Source organism: Arthrobacter sp. TJ-236 (assembly GCF_058269235.1).
The window spans coordinates 22,349-39,704 of record NZ_JBZCNI010000001.1; the positions used below are offsets into that span (position 1 = coordinate 22,349).

General features: G+C 70.4%; 15 protein-coding genes and 1 tRNA gene. 15 read left to right on the plus strand and 1 reads right to left on the minus strand.

All coding sequences use genetic code 11. The features are described from left to right. Positions 1-80: 80 nt before the first annotated feature. From AC4D16_RS00090 to AC4D16_RS00150, 13 genes are all read left to right on the plus strand, one after another. The gene (locus tag AC4D16_RS00090; RefSeq protein WP_490949466.1) at positions 81-968 is read left to right on the plus strand and encodes a ParA family protein; all 888 of its coding nucleotides are present in this window, start codon (positions 81-83) and stop codon (positions 966-968) included. A gap of 47 nt (positions 969-1,015) precedes the next feature. After that, a complete protein-coding gene (locus AC4D16_RS00095) occupies positions 1,016-1,909 on the plus strand; it encodes a segregation and condensation protein A (RefSeq protein ID WP_490953524.1) in 894 nt (297 codons plus the stop codon). Further along, positions 1,902-2,564 carry an SMC-Scp complex subunit ScpB gene (gene scpB, locus AC4D16_RS00100; RefSeq protein WP_490949464.1) on the plus strand — a complete coding sequence of 221 codons (663 nt, stop codon included), beginning with the start codon at positions 1,902-1,904 and terminating at the stop codon, positions 2,562-2,564. Before AC4D16_RS00095 ends, scpB begins: the two co-directional genes overlap by 8 nt. Before the next feature lie 70 nt (positions 2,565-2,634). After that, positions 2,635-4,008 carry a pseudouridine synthase gene (locus AC4D16_RS00105; protein ID WP_490953525.1) on the plus strand — a complete coding sequence of 458 codons (1,374 nt, stop codon included), beginning with the start codon at positions 2,635-2,637 and terminating at the stop codon, positions 4,006-4,008. Positions 4,009-4,011: 3 nt separating this feature from the next. Further along, positions 4,012-5,139, plus strand: a complete 1,128-nt coding sequence (locus tag AC4D16_RS00110) for a prephenate dehydrogenase (RefSeq protein ID WP_490953526.1) — start codon at positions 4,012-4,014, stop codon at positions 5,137-5,139. Then, the gene (gene cmk / locus AC4D16_RS00115) at positions 5,136-5,876 is read left to right on the plus strand and encodes a (d)CMP kinase (RefSeq protein WP_490953527.1); all 741 of its coding nucleotides are present in this window, start codon (positions 5,136-5,138) and stop codon (positions 5,874-5,876) included. Before AC4D16_RS00110 ends, cmk begins: the two co-directional genes overlap by 4 nt. A gap of 91 nt (positions 5,877-5,967) precedes the next feature. Beyond that, positions 5,968-7,524, plus strand: a complete 1,557-nt coding sequence (gene der / locus AC4D16_RS00120) for a ribosome biogenesis GTPase Der (RefSeq protein ID WP_490949460.1) — start codon at positions 5,968-5,970, stop codon at positions 7,522-7,524. 90 nt (positions 7,525-7,614) lie between these two features. Next, positions 7,615-7,688, plus strand: a tRNA-Pro gene (locus tag AC4D16_RS00125). A 217-nt stretch (positions 7,689-7,905) separates the two neighbouring features. Further along, complete coding sequence (gene gcvH / locus AC4D16_RS00130) at positions 7,906-8,292, plus strand: glycine cleavage system protein GcvH (protein ID WP_490953528.1); 387 nt, start codon at positions 7,906-7,908, stop codon at positions 8,290-8,292. A gap of 80 nt (positions 8,293-8,372) precedes the next feature. Further along, positions 8,373-8,864: an FHA domain-containing protein gene (locus tag AC4D16_RS00135; RefSeq protein WP_490953529.1), complete on the plus strand. Its 492-nt coding sequence runs from the start codon at positions 8,373-8,375 to the stop codon at positions 8,862-8,864. Positions 8,865-8,872: 8 nt separating this feature from the next. Continuing rightward, on the plus strand, positions 8,873-9,622 hold the full coding sequence (ftsR, locus tag AC4D16_RS00140; RefSeq protein ID WP_490953530.1) for a transcriptional regulator FtsR: 750 nt from the start codon (positions 8,873-8,875) through the stop codon (positions 9,620-9,622). Between the two features lie 9 nt (positions 9,623-9,631). Beyond that, complete coding sequence (locus AC4D16_RS00145) at positions 9,632-10,135, plus strand: bifunctional nuclease family protein (RefSeq protein ID WP_490953531.1); 504 nt, start codon at positions 9,632-9,634, stop codon at positions 10,133-10,135. A 205-nt stretch (positions 10,136-10,340) separates the two neighbouring features. Then, positions 10,341-10,928 (plus strand): MerR family transcriptional regulator, encoded by a 588-nt coding sequence (locus AC4D16_RS00150; protein ID WP_490949455.1) that lies wholly within the window; start codon positions 10,341-10,343, stop codon positions 10,926-10,928. Between the two features lie 37 nt (positions 10,929-10,965). Here the strand turns inward: AC4D16_RS00150 and AC4D16_RS00155 are convergent, their stop codons facing one another. Further along, on the minus strand, positions 10,966-11,793 hold the full coding sequence (locus AC4D16_RS00155; RefSeq protein ID WP_490953532.1) for a ParA family protein: 828 nt from the start codon (positions 11,791-11,793) through the stop codon (positions 10,966-10,968). A 308-nt stretch (positions 11,794-12,101) separates the two neighbouring features. On the opposite strand from AC4D16_RS00155, the gene AC4D16_RS00160 reads away from it, so the two are divergent. Next, complete coding sequence (locus AC4D16_RS00160; protein ID WP_490953533.1) at positions 12,102-15,515, plus strand: pyruvate carboxylase; 3,414 nt, start codon at positions 12,102-12,104, stop codon at positions 15,513-15,515. Between the two features lie 90 nt (positions 15,516-15,605). Continuing rightward, entirely contained in the window at positions 15,606-17,342 is a 1,737-nt protein-coding gene (locus tag AC4D16_RS00165) for a MinD/ParA family ATP-binding protein (protein WP_490953534.1), read from the plus strand. Positions 17,343-17,356: the final 14 nt, after the last annotated feature.

The window sequence follows — 17,356 nt, forward strand, 5'->3', positions numbered from 1 at the left end:
TACCGTTGACTAGACGAAACGCGGGCCGCGCCGACGCACGGACCCGCAGCACCGATACTGATGGAAGTGTGGACACATAGGTGAGCAGCGAACAGGGTCCGACCACTCTGCCCGGCGTGGCGGAGGCCGATCTCGGCCCCACGGGCCGCCCTGTCACGGAGTTCCCCGAGCCGCCCGTGCTGGAGTCGCACGGCCCCGCGCGCGTGATCGCCATGGTGAACCAGAAGGGCGGGGTCGGGAAGACGACGTCGACCATCAACCTGGGAGCGGCGCTCGCTGAAGCCGGTCGGCGCGTCCTCCTGGTGGACTTCGACCCGCAGGGCGCACTCTCCGCCGGCCTCGGCACCAATCCACACGAACTCGACGTGACGGTGTACAACGTGCTGATGGACCGTAAGGTCACCATCCACGACGCGATCCAGCGGACCGCCATCGAGAACATCGACCTCCTGCCCGCCAACATCGACCTCTCCGCCGCCGAGGTGCAGCTGGTCAACGAGGTGGCTCGTGAACAGGTGCTGGACCGGGCGCTGCGCAAGGTGGCCGACGACTACGACGTCATCCTGATCGACTGCCAGCCGTCCCTCGGTCTGCTCACGGTCAACGCGCTGACGGCCGCGCACGGCGTGATCATCCCGCTGATCTGCGAGTTCTTCGCGCTCCGCGCCGTGGCGCTGCTCGTGGAGACCATCGAGAAGGTACAGGACCGCCTCAATCCGCGCCTGCAGATCGACGGCGTCCTCGCCACGATGTACGACGCCCGGACGCTGCACTCCCGCGAGGTGATCGCCCGGCTCGTGGAGGCGTTCGGCGACAAGGTCTTCGAGACCGTCATCAAGCGCACCATCAAGTTCGCGGACGCCACGGTCGCCGCCGAGCCGATCACCACCTACGCCGCCAACCACTCCGGCGCGGACGCCTACCGCAGGCTCGCCAAGGAGCTGATCTCCAGGGGCGGAGCGCCGTGACCCGCACCGCGACCGCGGCCGTCCGGGAGCGGTAGGTGCGGCTCGCCGTGAGCGGGGTCGACGACGGGGCGTCCACCTCCGTCGTCGCGGCCGGCGGAACAGCGGTGCAGGGCCCGCCCGTCTTCGCCGTCCGGCTGGTCAACTTCACCGGTCCGTTCGACCTGCTGCTGAACCTGATCTCCCGGCGGGAACTCGACATCACCGAGGTTGCCCTGGCCCAGGTCACGGACGAGTTCATCGCGCACATCCACGCGATCAAGGCTGCCGAGGGGGAGTGGAGGCTCGACGAGGCGAGCGAGTTCCTCGTCGTCGCAGCCACGCTGCTCGACCTCAAGGCCGCGCGCCTGCTGCCCTCGGGCGCCGTCGAGGACGAGGAGGACATCGCGCTCCTCGAGGCCCGCGACCTGCTCTTCGCCCGGCTCCTGCAGTACCGCGCGTTCAAGGAGATGGCCCGGCACCTCCAGGAGCGCTTCGGGGAAGAGGACGCCCGGCATCCGCGGGAGGTCCCGCTCGAACCGGAGTTCACACGCCTCCTGCCGGACCTCGTCTGGAAGCACTCGCCCGAGGACTTCGCCGCCCTCGCCGCGCGGGTGCTCGTTCCGCGCGCAGAACCGAGGACGGACGTCGACATCGCGCACCTCCACGCGCCCGCCGTCAGTGTCCGGGAGCAGACCGAGGTACTGCAGGATCTCCTGCGCGGCAGGGGATCGGTCTCCTTCCGGCACCTCACGGAGGACGCCGGCACGCGGCTGGTGCTGGTGGTCCGGTTCCTGGCGCTGCTCGAGCTGTTCCGCGACGGTGCGGTCTCGTTCGAGCAGGTGGCACCGCTGGCGGAGCTGCTCGTCAGGTGGAGCGCCGACGACGCGTGGTCCGCGGACCGGGTGACGAGCAGTTTCGAGGGTGACGACGCCGATGGACCCGACGGGGAGTCGGATGAGTGAGGACGTGCCCCTCGGAGCGGGGGACGACGGCGTCACCGCCGGCACGAACCCCGAGTCGGTCGACGATCTCCCCGGCGGGATGCGAGGTGCGGTCGAGGCAGTCCTGATGGTCGCCGACCGGCCGGTCACCGAGGAGCAGCTCGCGGCGACGTTGCAGCGGCCCACCGAGCTCGTGCGCGCGCTCCTGGTGGAACTCCAGCGGGAGTACGACGGCTATACTGGAGTCAATCCCACTGCTGTCGATCGGTCGATGGTGCGCGGTTTCGAACTGCGGAGCATCGCGGGCGGCTGGCGCATCTTCTCCCGGAAGCACTTCTCCTCCGTCGTCGCAGAGTTCGTGCTCGACGGACAGACGGCGAGACTCTCGCAGGCCGCGCTCGAGACGCTGGCAGTCATCGCGTACCGCCAGCCCGTGTCCCGGGCCCGGGTCTCGGCGATCCGAGGCGTCAACGTCGACTCCGTGGTCCGGACGCTACTGCAGCGCGGACTCGTCGTCGAGCAGGAGACCGACGCCGAGACGGGCGCCTCTCTCTACGGGACCACCACCCTCTTTCTGGAAAGATTGGGGCTGGGCAGCGTCGACGAGCTGCCCCGCATAGCACCCCATCTCCCGGGGCTCGAGAGCCTCGGTGAGTTCGATCAGACGATGTACTGATCCGCAGCGTGACCGCGGATCGAGCAGGCACGAGCAAGCACGAGCACGACCCTAGACGAAGGAAACACCCATGACGCAGCAGCCAGGATCCGCTTCCGGACGGAACGCTCCTCGGCGCGGTGGCGCGGCCGGGCGCTCGTCCGACGCCGCTCGCACGGGCAGGCCCTCGCAGCGCCGCACCGGCCAGGGCGGTCGCCCCACCGAGGGGCGGCCCTTCCGCGACCGCGACGAGCGGGCAGGCGCGCCGGACGAGCGCGCACCCCAGGATCGTGGCCGCGGACGTCAGCAACCGCGCGATGACAGCCGTGGGCAGAGTCGTGACGACAGCCGCGGCCAGAGCCGCGACGGTGGTCGGACCGGCTCGGGACAGGCACCCCGCCGCGACGCGCGTGCAGGGTCCGCCTCCGGCGGTCGCGATGCCGGTGGGGCCGAGAAGCGTCCCGCCGGTGACCGTGCGCGTGCCGCCGGTAGACGTCCGTCCGCGGGAACGCCGTCCGGCCGCTTCGCGAAGTCGACGGGTGGACGGGACGGGTCACCCGCAGGCAGGTCCTCGACCGGTGCCGGCACGCGCTCGGGTGAGGGCGGTCAGCGCCAGCGGCCGGCGGGGGCGAAGGCCTTCGGCCGGGAGCGGTTCGGCCAGAACCTCGGGCCCGTGCGATCGTCGAGGCCGAAGGGCTCCGGCCGGCCGGCCGACCAGGTCGACGTGCACGATCCCGAGGGAGTCCGCCTGCAGAAGGTCATGGCTCTCGCGGGAGTCGCCTCGCGCCGCGTGTGCGAGGAGATGATCGAGGACGGCCGCGTCGAGGTGGACGGCACCGTCGTGACCGAGCTCGGCGTGCGGGTGGATCCCGCGAAGGTCGCCATCCACGTCGACGGCCTCCGGCTGCAGCTCAACGAGAACCTCAAGTACTACGTGTTCAACAAGCCCCGCGGCGTCGTCTCCACCATGGAGGATCCGGAGGGTCGCCGCTGCATCAGCGACTTCCTCAAGAACAAGGACAAGAGCGAGCGCCTGTTCCACGTCGGCCGGCTCGATGCCGAGACGGAGGGGCTGCTGCTCCTGACCAACGACGGCGAGCTCACCAACAGGCTCACCCACCCCTCCTACGAGGTGCCGAAGACGTACCTGGTGCAGGTCCGTGGTCCTATGCCGCAGGGCATCGGGGCGCAGATGAAGGAGGGCATCGAGCTCGAGGACGGCCTCGCGCAGGTCGATTCCTTCAAGCTCGTGGACTCCACCCCCGGGCACATCCTCGTCGAGGTGGTGCTCCACTCCGGCCGCAACCGCGTGGTCCGCCGCTTGTTCGACGCCGTCGGGCATCCGGTCGAGCGCCTCGTCCGGACCCAGGTGGGTCCCATCCGCGTGGGTGACCAGCGCCAGGGCAGCGTGCGCGTGCTCGGTCGCCAGGAGGTCGGGCACCTGCTGGCCGCCGTGGGTCTCTGACCCGTGGAGGTACGCACGGATCAGGGCACGCACCTCTGCGGGCCCGTCCTCGTCATCGGGGCCGGCCTGCTCGGGGCGAGCATCGGCCTCGGCCTGCGGGCCCGCGGACTCGACGTGGTCCTGTCCGACAGCTCACCCTCCACCGGGGCGGTGGCCCGTGACATCGGAGCGGGCCGTCTGCTCACCGACGTGGAGGCCGCGGGGGAGCCGTTCTCACCCGAACTCGTGGTCGTCGCGACCCCGCCGGACGTGACCGCCCAAGTCGTCGCCGGCGCGCTCGGTGCCTACCCGGGCGCCGTCGTGGTCGACATCAGCAGCGTCAAGGAGTCGATCCTCCATGCCCTGGAGACGGACGACGACGCCGCGCCGCACCTCGAGCGCTACGTCGGCACCCACCCGATGGCCGGTCGCGAACGCTCCGGTCCCGTGGCAGCACGCGCCGAACTGTTCACCGGTGCCCCGTGGGTGCTGTGCGCGCACGGGCGCAGCGGGTCCAGCGCGGTGCTGCGCGCGGAGTCCCTCGCCGTCGACCTCGGCGCCGTCCCCGCGCGCATGACCGCGGCGGAGCACGACGCCGCCGTCGCCCTCATCTCCCACCTTCCCCAGGTCGTCTCGTCCCTGGTGGCGAGCAGGCTGCAGGACTCCCCGCCACAGTCCCTCGCCCTCGCCGGCAACGGACTCCGGGACGTGACCCGCATCGCCGCGAGCGATCCCCGGCTGTGGGTGCAGATCCTCGCGGCCAACGCCGGGAGGCTCGTCGACATCCTGTACGGCGTGCGCGAGGACCTCGACCGGCTCATCGCGACGCTCGAGGACCCGACGGCCGGCGGCGCCCGGCTCGACATGGCCCAGCTGATGTCGGAGGGCAACGCGGGCCAGGCACGGATCCCCGGGAAGCACGGCTCGCCGCCGAACTCCTTCGCGCGCCTGATCGTGCTCGTCGACGACACCCCCGGGCAGATCGCGAGGCTCCTCACGGAGATCGGGCACACCGGCATCAACCTCGAGGACTTCCGGCTGGAGCACTCGCCCGGCCGTGAGGTGGGTCTCGCTGAGATCTCGGTGCTGCCGGGCAGACGCCAGGAACTGACGGAGTCCCTCACGCAGCGGGGCTGGAAGGTCGTGCAATGAGCAAGCTGTCATCCGTCGGGACGGGAATCGACACCGCGGCCGCCCACGAGGCCCTGTCCACGTTCCGGCTCGGCAAGTCCCTCGTCGTCGCGATCGACGGCCCGTCCGGGTCGGGCAAGTCGAGCGTCAGCCGGGAGGTGGCACGCCGCCTCCGCGCGGCCTACCTCGACACCGGCGCCATGTACCGCGCGGTCACGCTGCACTGCATCGCCACGGGCGTGGACCTGCAGGACGCCGCTGCGGTCGAGGCCGCGGCGCGCTCCATCGAGCTGTTCATCAGCACGAGCCCCGACCGCGAGTCCGTGACCGTCCGCGGGGAGGACGTCACGGACGCCATCCGGGAGCCCTCCGTGTCCTCGGCGGTGAGCGCCGTCGCGACGACCCTGGGGGCCCGCGCGGAGCTGATCCGCCGTCAGCGCGCCCTCATCGCGGGCGCGGGCCACCGGATCGTGGCCGAGGGCCGCGACATCACCACCGTCGTCGCCCCTGACGCCGAGGTGCGCATCCTCCTCACCGCGAGCGAGGAGGCCAGGCTACGACGGCGGGGCGACCAGCTCGGCGGGACACAGACCGACGCACAGCTGAAGCAGCAGGTCACGGAACGCGACGCCCGGGACTCCACCGTGGTCGAGTTCCATCAGGCGGCGGACGGCGTGGTCACTCTCGACTCCTCCGACCTCGACTACGAGCAGACCATCACCGCCGTGCTCGACATCGTGCGGTCCCTGGCTCATTGACCGCACGGAACCGCAGCGCAACCACCACGCACAGGGCTCGCGCCCGCCAGCGCCGTCGGGAGACGGCGAACACCAACCGAAGGAACCAACGATGAGCGAGAACCTTTCGCCGAACGCAGACGGCCACAGCGCCGGTGCGGACGAGGACTACGAGCCGGCCGGCGAGGACCAGGTCACGGAGCTGCTCGGCACCCTCGACGACGCCGAGGCCGACCAGCGTGCCGCCTCCCTGCGCGCGGGACTCGAGGACTACGAGCTCGACGAGGAGGACGCCGCACTCCTCGCGCGGCAGGACGAGGAGTACGAGGACGAGACGGAGGGCCGTCTCAACCCGGTCCTCGCGATCGTCGGGCGCCCCAACGTCGGCAAGTCGACCCTCGTGAACCGCATCCTCGGCCGCCGCGAGGCCGTCGTGGAGGACACCCCGGGCGTCACGCGTGACCGGGTGTCCTACCCGGCGCAGTGGACCGGCCACAACTTCACGCTCGTCGACACCGGCGGCTGGGAGCAGGACGCCAAGGGCATCAACGCGCGCGTCGCCGACCAGGCGGAGATCGCCGTCGACATGGCGGACGCCGTGCTGCTCGTGGTCGACGCGACCGTCGGGGCCACCGCCACGGACGAGGCCGTGGTGCGGATGCTGCGCCGCAAGAAGAAGCCCGTCATCCTCGTGGCCAACAAGGTGGACGACATCCAGAACGAGGCCGACGCCTCGGTGCTGTGGGGCCTCGGCTTCGGCCAGCCCTGGCCGGTGTCCGCGCTCCACGGGCGCGGGACGGGCGACATGCTGGACAAGGTCGTCGAGATCCTGCCCGAGTTCTCGGAGCACGGCGGCATCGAGCGCTCCGGCGGTCCGCGCCGCATCGCGCTGATCGGGCGGCCCAACGTCGGCAAGTCCTCGCTGCTGAACAAGCTCGCCGGATCGGACCGCGTGGTCGTGGATCCCCTCGCCGGCACCACACGTGATCCCGTCGACGAGATGATCGAACTCGGCGGGCGGACGTGGCGGTTCGTGGACACCGCGGGCATCCGCCGCCGCGTGCACATGCAGCAGGGCGCTGACTTCTATGCGTCGTTGCGGACGCAGTCGGCGCTCGAGAAGGCCGAGGTCGCCGTCGTGCTCCTCGCCGTCGACGAGGTGCTCAGCGAGCAGGACATCCGCATCCTGAACATGGCCATCGAGTCCGGCCGCGCCGTGGTGCTCGCCTTCAACAAGTGGGACCTGCTGGACGACGAGCGACGCCGGTACCTCGAGCGCGAGATCGAGCAGGATCTCGCCCACGTGGACTGGGCGCCCCGCGTCAACATCTCGGCGCTGACCGGGTGGCACAAGGACCGCCTGGTGCCGGCTCTCGACGTCGCGCTCGAGTCCTGGGACCGCCGTATCCCCACCGGACGCCTCAACGCGTTCCTCGGCGAGCTCGTCGCGGCGCACCCCCACCCGGTGCGCGGCGGCAAGCAGCCGCGCATCCTCTTCGGGACGCAGGCCTCGAGCCGGCCGCCGAAGTTCGTGCTGTTCACCACGGGGTTCCTGGACCCCGGGTACCGCCGTTTCATCACCCGTCGCCTGCGCGAGACGTTCGGCTTCGAGGGCACGCCCATCGAGGTCAACATGCGCGTCCGCGAGAAGCGCAGCAAGAAGCGCTGACGGCATCCGGACCGGTTCGCCGCTGTGCGGTCCGGGCCCGCGGATGCTGTATTGTAATCCGAGTGGTTTGGCCCTCGTGGCCGAGCCGATCGGGATGTGGCGCAGCTTGGTAGCGCACTTGACTGGGGGTCAAGGGGTCGCAGGTTCAAATCCTGTCATCCCGACACAGAACACGGAACGCCCTCCCTCGGGAGGGCGTTCCGTGCGTTCAGGGGTCGGTGCGGCGTCGTCGTCCGGCGCCCGCACCGACGGCGTGGTTCCCCCTCCACAGGTGGCCCTGCGAGCCGCGTCACACCCGCTGCGGTTGTGCCTATACTCGACCAGTACTTGTCCCGGGCAGCCTTCCGCGCCGCTGCCGGGCACCGCGTTCGAAAGGCGATCATGAGCACCATTCCCGACGGCCTCTACTACACCGCCGAGCACGAATGGGTCAGTGAGCCGGCCGTCGACGGCACGGTCCGGGTCGGCGTGACCGATTTCGCGCAGGATGCCCTCGGCGACGTCGTCTACGTGCAGATGCCCGAGGCGGGCACCGGCGTCACGGGCTCCGACGTCATCGGGGAAGTGGAGTCGACCAAGAGCGTCAGTGACATCTACGCCCCGGTGTCCGGTGAGGTCGTTGCGCGCAACGAAGCGCTTGACGACGACCCGTCGCTCATCAACTCGGATCCCTACGGGGAGGGTTGGCTGCTCGAGATCAAGGTCTCCGATGTCTCCGAGGTCCAGGGTTTGCTGAGTTCGGCCGACTACTCCCAGCAGGTAGGCTAGCTCTACCCGACGTGGACGGCAGTGGAGGCGGTGCGGTCGGCGACGATCGGGACCGCATGCTGCAGGGGGAGGAACAACCGATGGTGCCAGACGTGAACCCAGCCGTGAATGGAGAAGAGCCGAGCATGACGTCTCCTGAGACAACGACGATCGGGTTACCGCCCCAGACCGTCGAGGCGGAGCTGGAACGGCACCTCACGCGCGAGGAGCAGGCCTCCGTCGCGGCTCTTCCCTCCGGTTCCGCCCTGCTGATCGCCCACTCCGGCCCCAACGCGGGTGCCCGGTTCCTGCTCGACGAGGACATCACGAAGGCCGGACGTCATCCGAACGCCGACATCTTCCTCGACGACGTCACCGTCTCACGCCAGCACGCCGAGTTCCGCCGCACGGACAACGGCTTCATGGTCGCGGACACCCGGAGCCTGAACGGGACCTACGTGAACAACGATCGCGTGGACGGCGTGGCACTGCGCAACGGCGACGAGGTCCAGATCGGCAAGTTCCGTCTGACCTTCTACGCGGCGCGGAGCACGGCGGCGACCGGCGCCCGGAACACGACCGCGCAGGCCTAGTCCGCTCCATGCCTGTCTCCCCCTCCGCCCGTCGTCCGGCCGGCCCACTCGCCGCCACCACGGGTACCGGTGTCCTGAACATCGGGGAAGTGCTCCGCGAACTGGCGGAGGACTTCCCGCAGGTCTCCGCCTCGAAGATCCGCTTCCTCGAGGAGAAGGGCCTGATCGCGCCGCAGCGGACCCGCGCGGGGTACCGCAAGTACGCGGCCCACGACGTCGAGCGACTCCGTTTCGTCCTGGCGCTCCAGCGCGACCAGTACCTCCCGCTCAAGGTCATCAAGGACTACGTCGACGCGATCGATCGCGGGGAGAAGCCGGACTCGCTCCCCGGCGGGATGACGCTCTCACCCCGCATGGTGTCGGACCAGCTCAGTGGCGAGCTGACGGCGCGATCGCGCAGGCTGACCGCCGAGACGCTCGCTGCGGAGGCCGGCGCTCCACGGGAGCTCGTCGACGAACTCGTGAGCTTCGGACTCATCACCGCTGTGGACGACCGGTTCGACGAGCACGCCCTGAAGATCACCGTCGCCTGCGTTCAGCTCGAGAACCATGGCATCGAGCCGCGGCACCTGCGGCCGTTCCGCGCTGCCGCCGACCGCGAGCTCGGTCTCGTCGAGCGCGTCGTCGCCCCGCTGGCGTCGCGGAAGGACGTCGCGTCGAAGGCGCGCGCGGCGGAGAGGGCACGCGAGATCAGCGAGCTGTGCCTCGGACTCCACAGCGCTCTGGTGCACAGCCAGATCGCCCGGATGGACAGTTAGGCGGCGCCCGTGATCGAGGTCGACGTGGTGGGCGTGCGGATCGAGCTGCCGTCCAACCAGCCCCTGGTGCTCCTCAAGGAGACCACCGGTGAGCGGCATCTACCCATCTGGATCGGCGCGCCGGAGGCGAGTGCGATCGCCTTCGTGCAGCAGGGCATCGTGCCTCCCCGCCCCATGACGCACGACCTCCTGGTGGACGTCGTGGCGGCCATGGGCAAGGAGATCACCGAGGTCCGGATCACCTCCGTCGAGGACACCGTCTACCACGCGTTGCTCGTCTTCTCGGACGGCGTGACCGTGAGTTCCCGGGCGTCGGACGCCCTGGCGATCGCCCTGCGGGTCCCGTGCCCCATCTACTGCTCCGAGGACGTGCTGACGGTCGCCGGTGTCGAGATCGCGGACGCGGACGACGACGACGCCGAGGAGGGCGCCTCGGAGGAGACCGCCGAGAAGGAGGTCCTCCAGTTCCGTGAGTTCCTGGCCGACGTCGAGCCCGAGGATTTCGAGCGGTGACGCAGGCCGCGCATCGGGCGGCGTTCACCGACCGACACGCGGACGGTTGCGGGGCAGCCTCTTTGACCTCGACCCTCCCGCGATCTAACGTCGGAGCATACAGTTCCCATTGCGTGCGTTGGGGGCCCGGGCGCACACTGAGTGCACACCCTGAGGCCCTGCCCGAACCGCAGACTTCCCCGGGAACGCGACGAGGAGGCAGCACGTGAGTCCGAAGGGTGACGCCGGCAAGGCAGCCAGCCCGGCAGGTGCTGGCATCCCGGCGAGCGCCCAGGGGCTCCTCTTCACGGAAGACCTCCCCGTCCTCGATGAGGACGCCGGGTACCGCGGCCCCACCGCCTGCAAGGCGGCCGGAATCACCTACCGTCAGCTCGACTACTGGGCCCGCACCGGCCTCGTGGAACCCGCCGTCCGCGGCGCCTCGGGCTCCGGGACCCAGCGGCTCTACGGCTTCCGCGACATCCTGGTGCTCAAGGTGGTCAAGCGACTCCTCGACACCGGGGTCTCGTTGCAGCAGATCCGCACCGCGGTGGAGCATCTGCGCGAGCGCGGCGTGGAGGACCTCGCACAGATCACCCTCATGAGCGACGGCGCCAGCGTCTACGAGTGCACCTCCGCCGACGAGGTCATCGACCTCGTCCAGGGCGGTCAGGGTGTCTTCGGGATTGCCGTGGGGCGCGTGTGGCGGGAGGTCGAGGGCAGCCTCGCCGCCCTGCCCAGCGAGCATGCTCCCGATCAGGCCTTCCCGGGCGACGAACTCAGCAAGCGCCGGGCCACGCGCAAGATCAGCTGATCACCGAGCAGGTCCGGTCACGAGCCGGGGGAGATCCTCACGCCTGACGGCGGGCGCTGCGGCTCCTCGTCCTTCCCGGTTCGACGAGCCCGCTGAGCAGTTCGTCGAAGGATCTCGCCGCCGCCTGCGCGGACTCGCCGGGCCAGTGGTGCACCGCATGCGCCGCTCCCTGGATCTGCTGCCAGTCCGCATGATCCGCGATGGTGGGGCTCAGCAGCACGTCGCCGAACAGCTGACGCATCTCCTCAAGCCGGAAGACGTGCTCCGTCGACGCCGGGCGCACCCGGTTCGCCACGATGCCGGCCGTCTGCAGCGTGGGTGCGAACTCCTTGCGGAACAGGGCGAGCGCCCGCATGGTCCGCTCCGTGCCGGCCACCGAGAACAGGCTGGGCTCGGCCACGAGGACCACCCGGCTGCTCGCCGTCCACGCCATGCGGGTCAATCCGTTGAGCGAGGGCGGGCAGTCGATGAGGACGAGGCCGTACCCGCTGACGCGTGAGAGGAGCGAGGCGAGGCGACGCTGGTCCCGTCGTCCGAGATCGGGGCGATCGTAGATGCCCGAGTAGGCGGAGCCCATGGCGACGTCCAGGCGTGATGCGGCGGTTCCGCGCGCGGCGGCCGTCGCCACCCAACCGCTCGCCACCGTGTTCGCCGAGAGGTCGGCCCGTCGGGAGTTCTTGAGGAGGCGTCCGACGTCGGTCTGGCCCGACGGACGAACGGCGAGCCCCGTGGTCGCGTCCGCATGGGGATCGAGGTCCACCACGAGCGTCGGGATGCCGGCTGCGAGTGCCGCCGAGGCGAGACCGAGGGTCACGGAGGTCTTGCCGACGCCGCCCTTGAGGCTGCTGATGCTGACTACCTGCACGTGGTGGACCCATACCTCTTCTGTGCCGCAGCCGCGGGCGGCTGCTCGTTGATCTCCGACCATCATAGGTGCGCTGGCACCGCGACCGGTCGACGCGGCAGGGGACGGCGAAGCGACTCGCGCACACCGGGTGGCGTCATCGGCGGCCCGACAGCGCCGGGTGGGCGCGGCGGAGTCCTGCGCACGGGGTCCGACGACGGCGTGCCGGGTTGGTGACGCAGCGCACATCCGGCCCCTGTCTCACCGCGCGGGCCTACCAGTAGGATCGGTCCAACGTGCAGGACCCCCGGTGATGATGCAGGAGTGCGATGTTCTCGAAGATTCTGGTAGCCAACCGTGGCGAGATCGCCATCCGGGCCTTCCGGGCCGGTCATGAGCTGGGAGCGAAGACGGTCGCCGTCTTCCCCCACGAGGACCGGGGGTCGATCCACCGCCAGAAGGCCGACGAGGCATACCTGATCGGTGAGGAGGGCCACCCCGTCCGTGCCTACCTCGACGTCGAGGAGATCATCCGGGTGGCGCGGGAGTCGGGATGTGACGCCATCTACCCCGGGTACGGATTCCTCTCCGAGAATCCCGGACTGGCCCGCGCGGCCGCTGATGCAGGCATCACGTTCATCGGTCCGCCCGCGGACGTCCTCGAACTCGCGGGTAACAAGGTCAAGGCGCTCGACGCCGCGCGGGCGGCGGGTATCCCGGTCCTGGCGTCCTCGCGTCCCAGCTCCGACGTCGCCGAGCTGATCGCGGCCGCGGACGAGATCGGGTTCCCGGTCTTCGCGAAGGCCGTCGCCGGTGGTGGCGGGCGCGGCATGCGCCGTGTCGACACCCGGGAGGCCCTTCCGGAGGCACTCGAAGCGGCGATGCGCGAGGCCGAGTCCGCTTTCGGGGACCCGACCATGTTCCTCGAGCAGGCCGTGCTCCGGCCCCGCCACATCGAGGTGCAGATCCTCGCGGATGCCTCCGGGAACGTCATGCACCTGTTCGAGCGGGACTGCTCGCTGCAGCGGCGCCACCAGAAGGTGATCGAGATCGCGCCCGCGCCGAACCTCGACGATTCGATCCGCCAGGCGCTCCACCGCGACGCCGTGAAGTTCGCGACGGCGCTCGGGTACGTGAATGCCGGCACCGTGGAGTTCCTCGTGGACACCGTGGGGGAGCGGGCCGGCCAGCACGTCTTCATCGAGATGAACCCCCGGATCCAGGTGGAGCACACGGTCACCGAGGAGGTGACCGACGTCGACCTCGTGCAGTCACAGATGCGGATCGCGGCGGGGGAGACCCTCGCGGACCTCGGGCTGAGCCAGGAAACCGTGACCCTGCGCGGCGCCGCGCTGCAGAGCCGCATCACCACCGAGGATCCCGCCAACGGCTTCCGGCCCGACGTCGGACGCATCACCGCGTACCGCTCGGCGGGTGGTGCGGGCGTGCGCCTGGACGGCGGCACGGTCTACGCCGGGGCGGAGATCAGCCCCCACTTCGACTCCATGCTGGTCAAGCTGACCTGCCGGGGCCGGGACTACCCGGCGGCCGTGACCCGTGCTCGGCGCGCCCTCGCCGAGTTCCGGGTGCGCGGTGTCTCGACCAACATCTCGTTCCTCCAGGCGGTACTCGATGATCCTGCGTTCATCGCCGGGGACGTGGCGACGTCCTTCATCGACGAGCGCCCCGAGCTCCTGACCGCCCGCGTACCCGCCGACCGCGGGACCAAGCTCCTGACGTGGCTGGCCGATGTCACCGTCAACCAGCCGCACGGTGCGCGCCCCGCCCACCTGGATCCCCGGGACAAGCTGCCTGCCGTCCCCGAGGACCAGCGCGACACCGCCCTGCCCTCCGGCAGTCGCCAGACGCTCCTCGACCTCGGACCGGAGGGGTTCGCGCGGTCCTTGCGCAACCAGACAGCGGTCGCCGTCACTGACACCACCTTCCGGGACGCGCACCAGTCCCTCCTCGCGACCCGCGTTCGCACGAGGGACCTCACCGCCGCGGGGAGCGCGCTCTCGCGGCTCACGCCGGGGCTCCTCTCCGTGGAGGCCTGGGGCGGAGCGACCTACGACGTCGCACTGCGCTTCCTCGGCGAGGACCCGTGGCAACGCCTCGACTCCCTGCGCCGTGAGATCCCGAACATCTGCCTGCAGATGCTGCTCCGCGGGCGCAACACCGTCGGCTACACCCCGTACCCGGAGGCCGTGACCGCGGCGTTCGTGCAGGAGGCGGCGGCGTCCGGGATCGACATCTTCAGGATCTTCGACGCGCTCAACGACGTCACGCAGATGGAGCTCGCCATCCGGGCCGTCCGCGAGACCGGTACGGCCGTCGCCGAGGCAGCGCTCTGCTACACCTCGAACATGCTGGACCCCGACGAGTCGCTCTACACGCTCGACTACTACCTGGAGCTGGCCGGCCGCATGGTCGACGCCGGAGCCCACATCCTCGCCATCAAGGACATGGCGGGGCTGCTCCGCCCGGCGGCTGCATCACGGCTCGTCACGGCGCTGCGTGATCGGTTCGACCTCCCCGTCCACCTCCACACCCACGACACGACGGGCGGTCAACTGGCGACACTCCTCGCAGCGATCGACGCCGGCGTCGACGCCGTGGACGTCGCGAGTGCCGCCCTCGCCGGGACCACCAGCCAGCCCTCCGCCTCCGCCCTGGTGGCGGCGCTGGAGCACACGCCGCGCGACACCGGCCTGGACCTGCAGGCGGTCTGCTCCCTGGAGCCCTACTGGGAAGCGGTGCGACGCATGTACGCACCGTTCGAATCGGGGCTGCCCGGTCCCACGGGTCGCGTGTACCGTCACGAGATTCCGGGCGGCCAGCTGTCCAACCTGCGCCAGCAGGCCATCGCGTTGGGTCTGGGTGAGAAGTTCGAGGCGATCGAGGACATGTACACGGCCGCGGACCGCATCCTGGGGCGTCTCGTGAAGGTGACGCCGTCGTCGAAGGTGGTCGGTGATCTCGCCCTCGCGCTCGTGGGCAGGGACGCGGATCCGGTCGCCTTCGAGCAGAACCCGCAGGATTTCGACATCCCGGACTCCGTCATCGGCTTCCTGAACGGGGACCTCGGGAACCCACCCGGTGGCTGGCCGGAGCCGTTCCGGTCCAAGGCGCTGCAAGGGCGCGAGGTCAAGCAGCAGATCGCCGAGCTCGCACCCGAGGACGCGGCGAAACTCGAGGGCTCCTCCGCCGAGCGTCGCGACGCGCTGAACCTGCTGCTCTTCGCGGGGCCGACGAAGGAGTTCAAGACCGTCCGCGACACCTACGGCGACGTCTCCCTCCTCGCCACGGCCGACTACCTGTACGGACTCCAGCCCGGCGTGGAGCACGAGATCGAACTCGAGAAGGGTGTGCGGCTCATCGCCACCCTCGAAGCGGTCTCGGACCCCGACGAGAAGGGCATGCGCACCGTGATGTGCACGCTCAACGGCCAGATGCGGCCCGTCAGCGTGCGTGACCGGAGCGTCGAGAGCGATGTCGTCGTCGCGGAGAAGGCCGATCCCTCCGTGCCCGGACAGATCCCTGCACCCTTTGCCGGGTCCGTGACGATCGGTCGCGCCGAGGGTGACACCGTCGCGGCGGGCGACACCGTGGCGACCATCGAGGCGATGAAGATGGAAGCGAGCATCACGAGCCCGGTGGCTGGAACGGTGCAGCGGGTGGCGTTCACCGGAGCGGGCCCCGCGCAGGGCGGAGATCTTCTCCTGGTGATCGCTCCCGCGTGATCACAGCTGCAGGCTAGAGTGAGCGGCTGGGATATCCATCTCGGCCGCTGCCCCGGTGCGGGAACGTCCGACCCGACGATGTAAGGAACCATGGCGAACGAGCAGAACGACTCCCCGGAACCTCGTGACCAGGCGGGCGACGACCCTGGTCAGGGTGTCCCCATCCTGCCGGGTGTCCCGTTCCTGTCGGATCAGGCGGACGGGGCCGCCTCGGCGGACCCGGCACGCGGAGCCGAAGGAGTGGACGACGCCGACGCGGCCGCGGATCTGGTCGGCGACACCGACGCGGCTCACACGACCGGCGAGATCGACCTGGCCGGCGTGGCTGGCGTGCCCGGCGAGACGGAGGTGACCGGTCCGGCGCCTGCGTCGGGGGCTGCCGCGTCGGGCTCTTCCGAGCCGACGGTGATGCCGGGCGGCGATGACGTCGGTGAGTCCGCCGAGGAGCCACGTGGCTCCGATGATGGCTCCTCCGGCTCGGACTCTTCCGCCTCGGATCCCTCCGACCTCGACGGTGACGCCGCGGGCGGCAATCTGCCCGACGGGGACGCTCTCCGGGACAGCGACATCGGCCCCGGGTCCACGGATCGGTCGGACGGGATCGATCTGGACACGTTCGCCGTTCCCGTCGCCGCCGTGCCGCCGTCCGCGCTGCAGGGACCGACCATCAGCGTGCAGGCGCCGTCCGGTGTTGCCTACCCGAACATGGCGTCGGCGACCGCCGCACCGTCCGAGCCTGCGTCCGGCACCGGGGAGACGGGATGGCAGCCCTCGGGAACGCGCGCAGCCACCACCGGCTCGGCTGGTTCCGGCACCGCAGGTAAATCGAAGGAGGCCCGCCCGGCGTCCGGTACCGCTGATCGTGGCGGTGAGCGGAGCAGCCGCCGGGAGAAGGACGCCGGGCCGGAGCCCGCCTCGGCGCTCACAGCCGATCGCCTGCTGGCCGGGGTGGCCCGCCCGCCCACCTCGGGGTGGCGCCGCTGGCTCTACCGGTCCACCTTCGGACGGGTCAACCTGGGGGACTCCGACGCCGTACGCGTGCAGCGCGCCCTCGAGCACCGCATCGCCGTCCGGCTCGGGGACCGTACCCGGTACGTACCGGTGGTCTCACGCAAGGGAGGCGTCGGCAAGACGACCGTCACCACGCTGCTCGGCATGGCTCTCGCGGACATCCGGGAGGATCGCATCATCGCCATGGACGCGAATCCCGACCGCGGCACCCTCTCCGACCGTTCGCCCGGCCGCGCGGAGTTCACGGCGCGCCAGCTCGTGCAGAACCGCTACTCGATCGAGTCCTTCGCGCAGCTCGCCGGCTACGTCACGCGTGACGGGTCCCGCCTGCACGTCCTGGCCTCCGACACGGACCCGGCGGTGGCCCAGGCCTTCGACGACGCCGACTACCGGGCGGTGACGGACGTCCTCAGCCGGTACTACTCGGTGGTGCTGACGGACTCCGGCACCGGGATGGTGCACTCGGTCATGAAGGGGACCCTCGAGAAGGCCGACTCCGTGGTGCTGGTCTCCGGTGGGAGCGTCGACGAAGCCAGGCTGGCCTCGGAGACTCTCAGTTGGCTCGAGGCCCACGGGCGGCAGGACCTGCTGGCGAAGGCGATCGTCGTCATCAACCTCTCCTCGGGGAACGGTACCCAGGTGGACGTCTCCCAGATCGAGCAGCACTTCAGGTCACGTGTGAACACTGTGGTGCGGATCCCCTACGACCGTCACCTCGCCGAGGGCTCGCGGGTCGAGCTCGCCAAACTCACCCCGGCGACGCGCCGCGCGGTCACCGAGCTCGCTGCGCTGGTGGTGGATCAGCTCACGTCCTGAGCGCCGCTAGACTC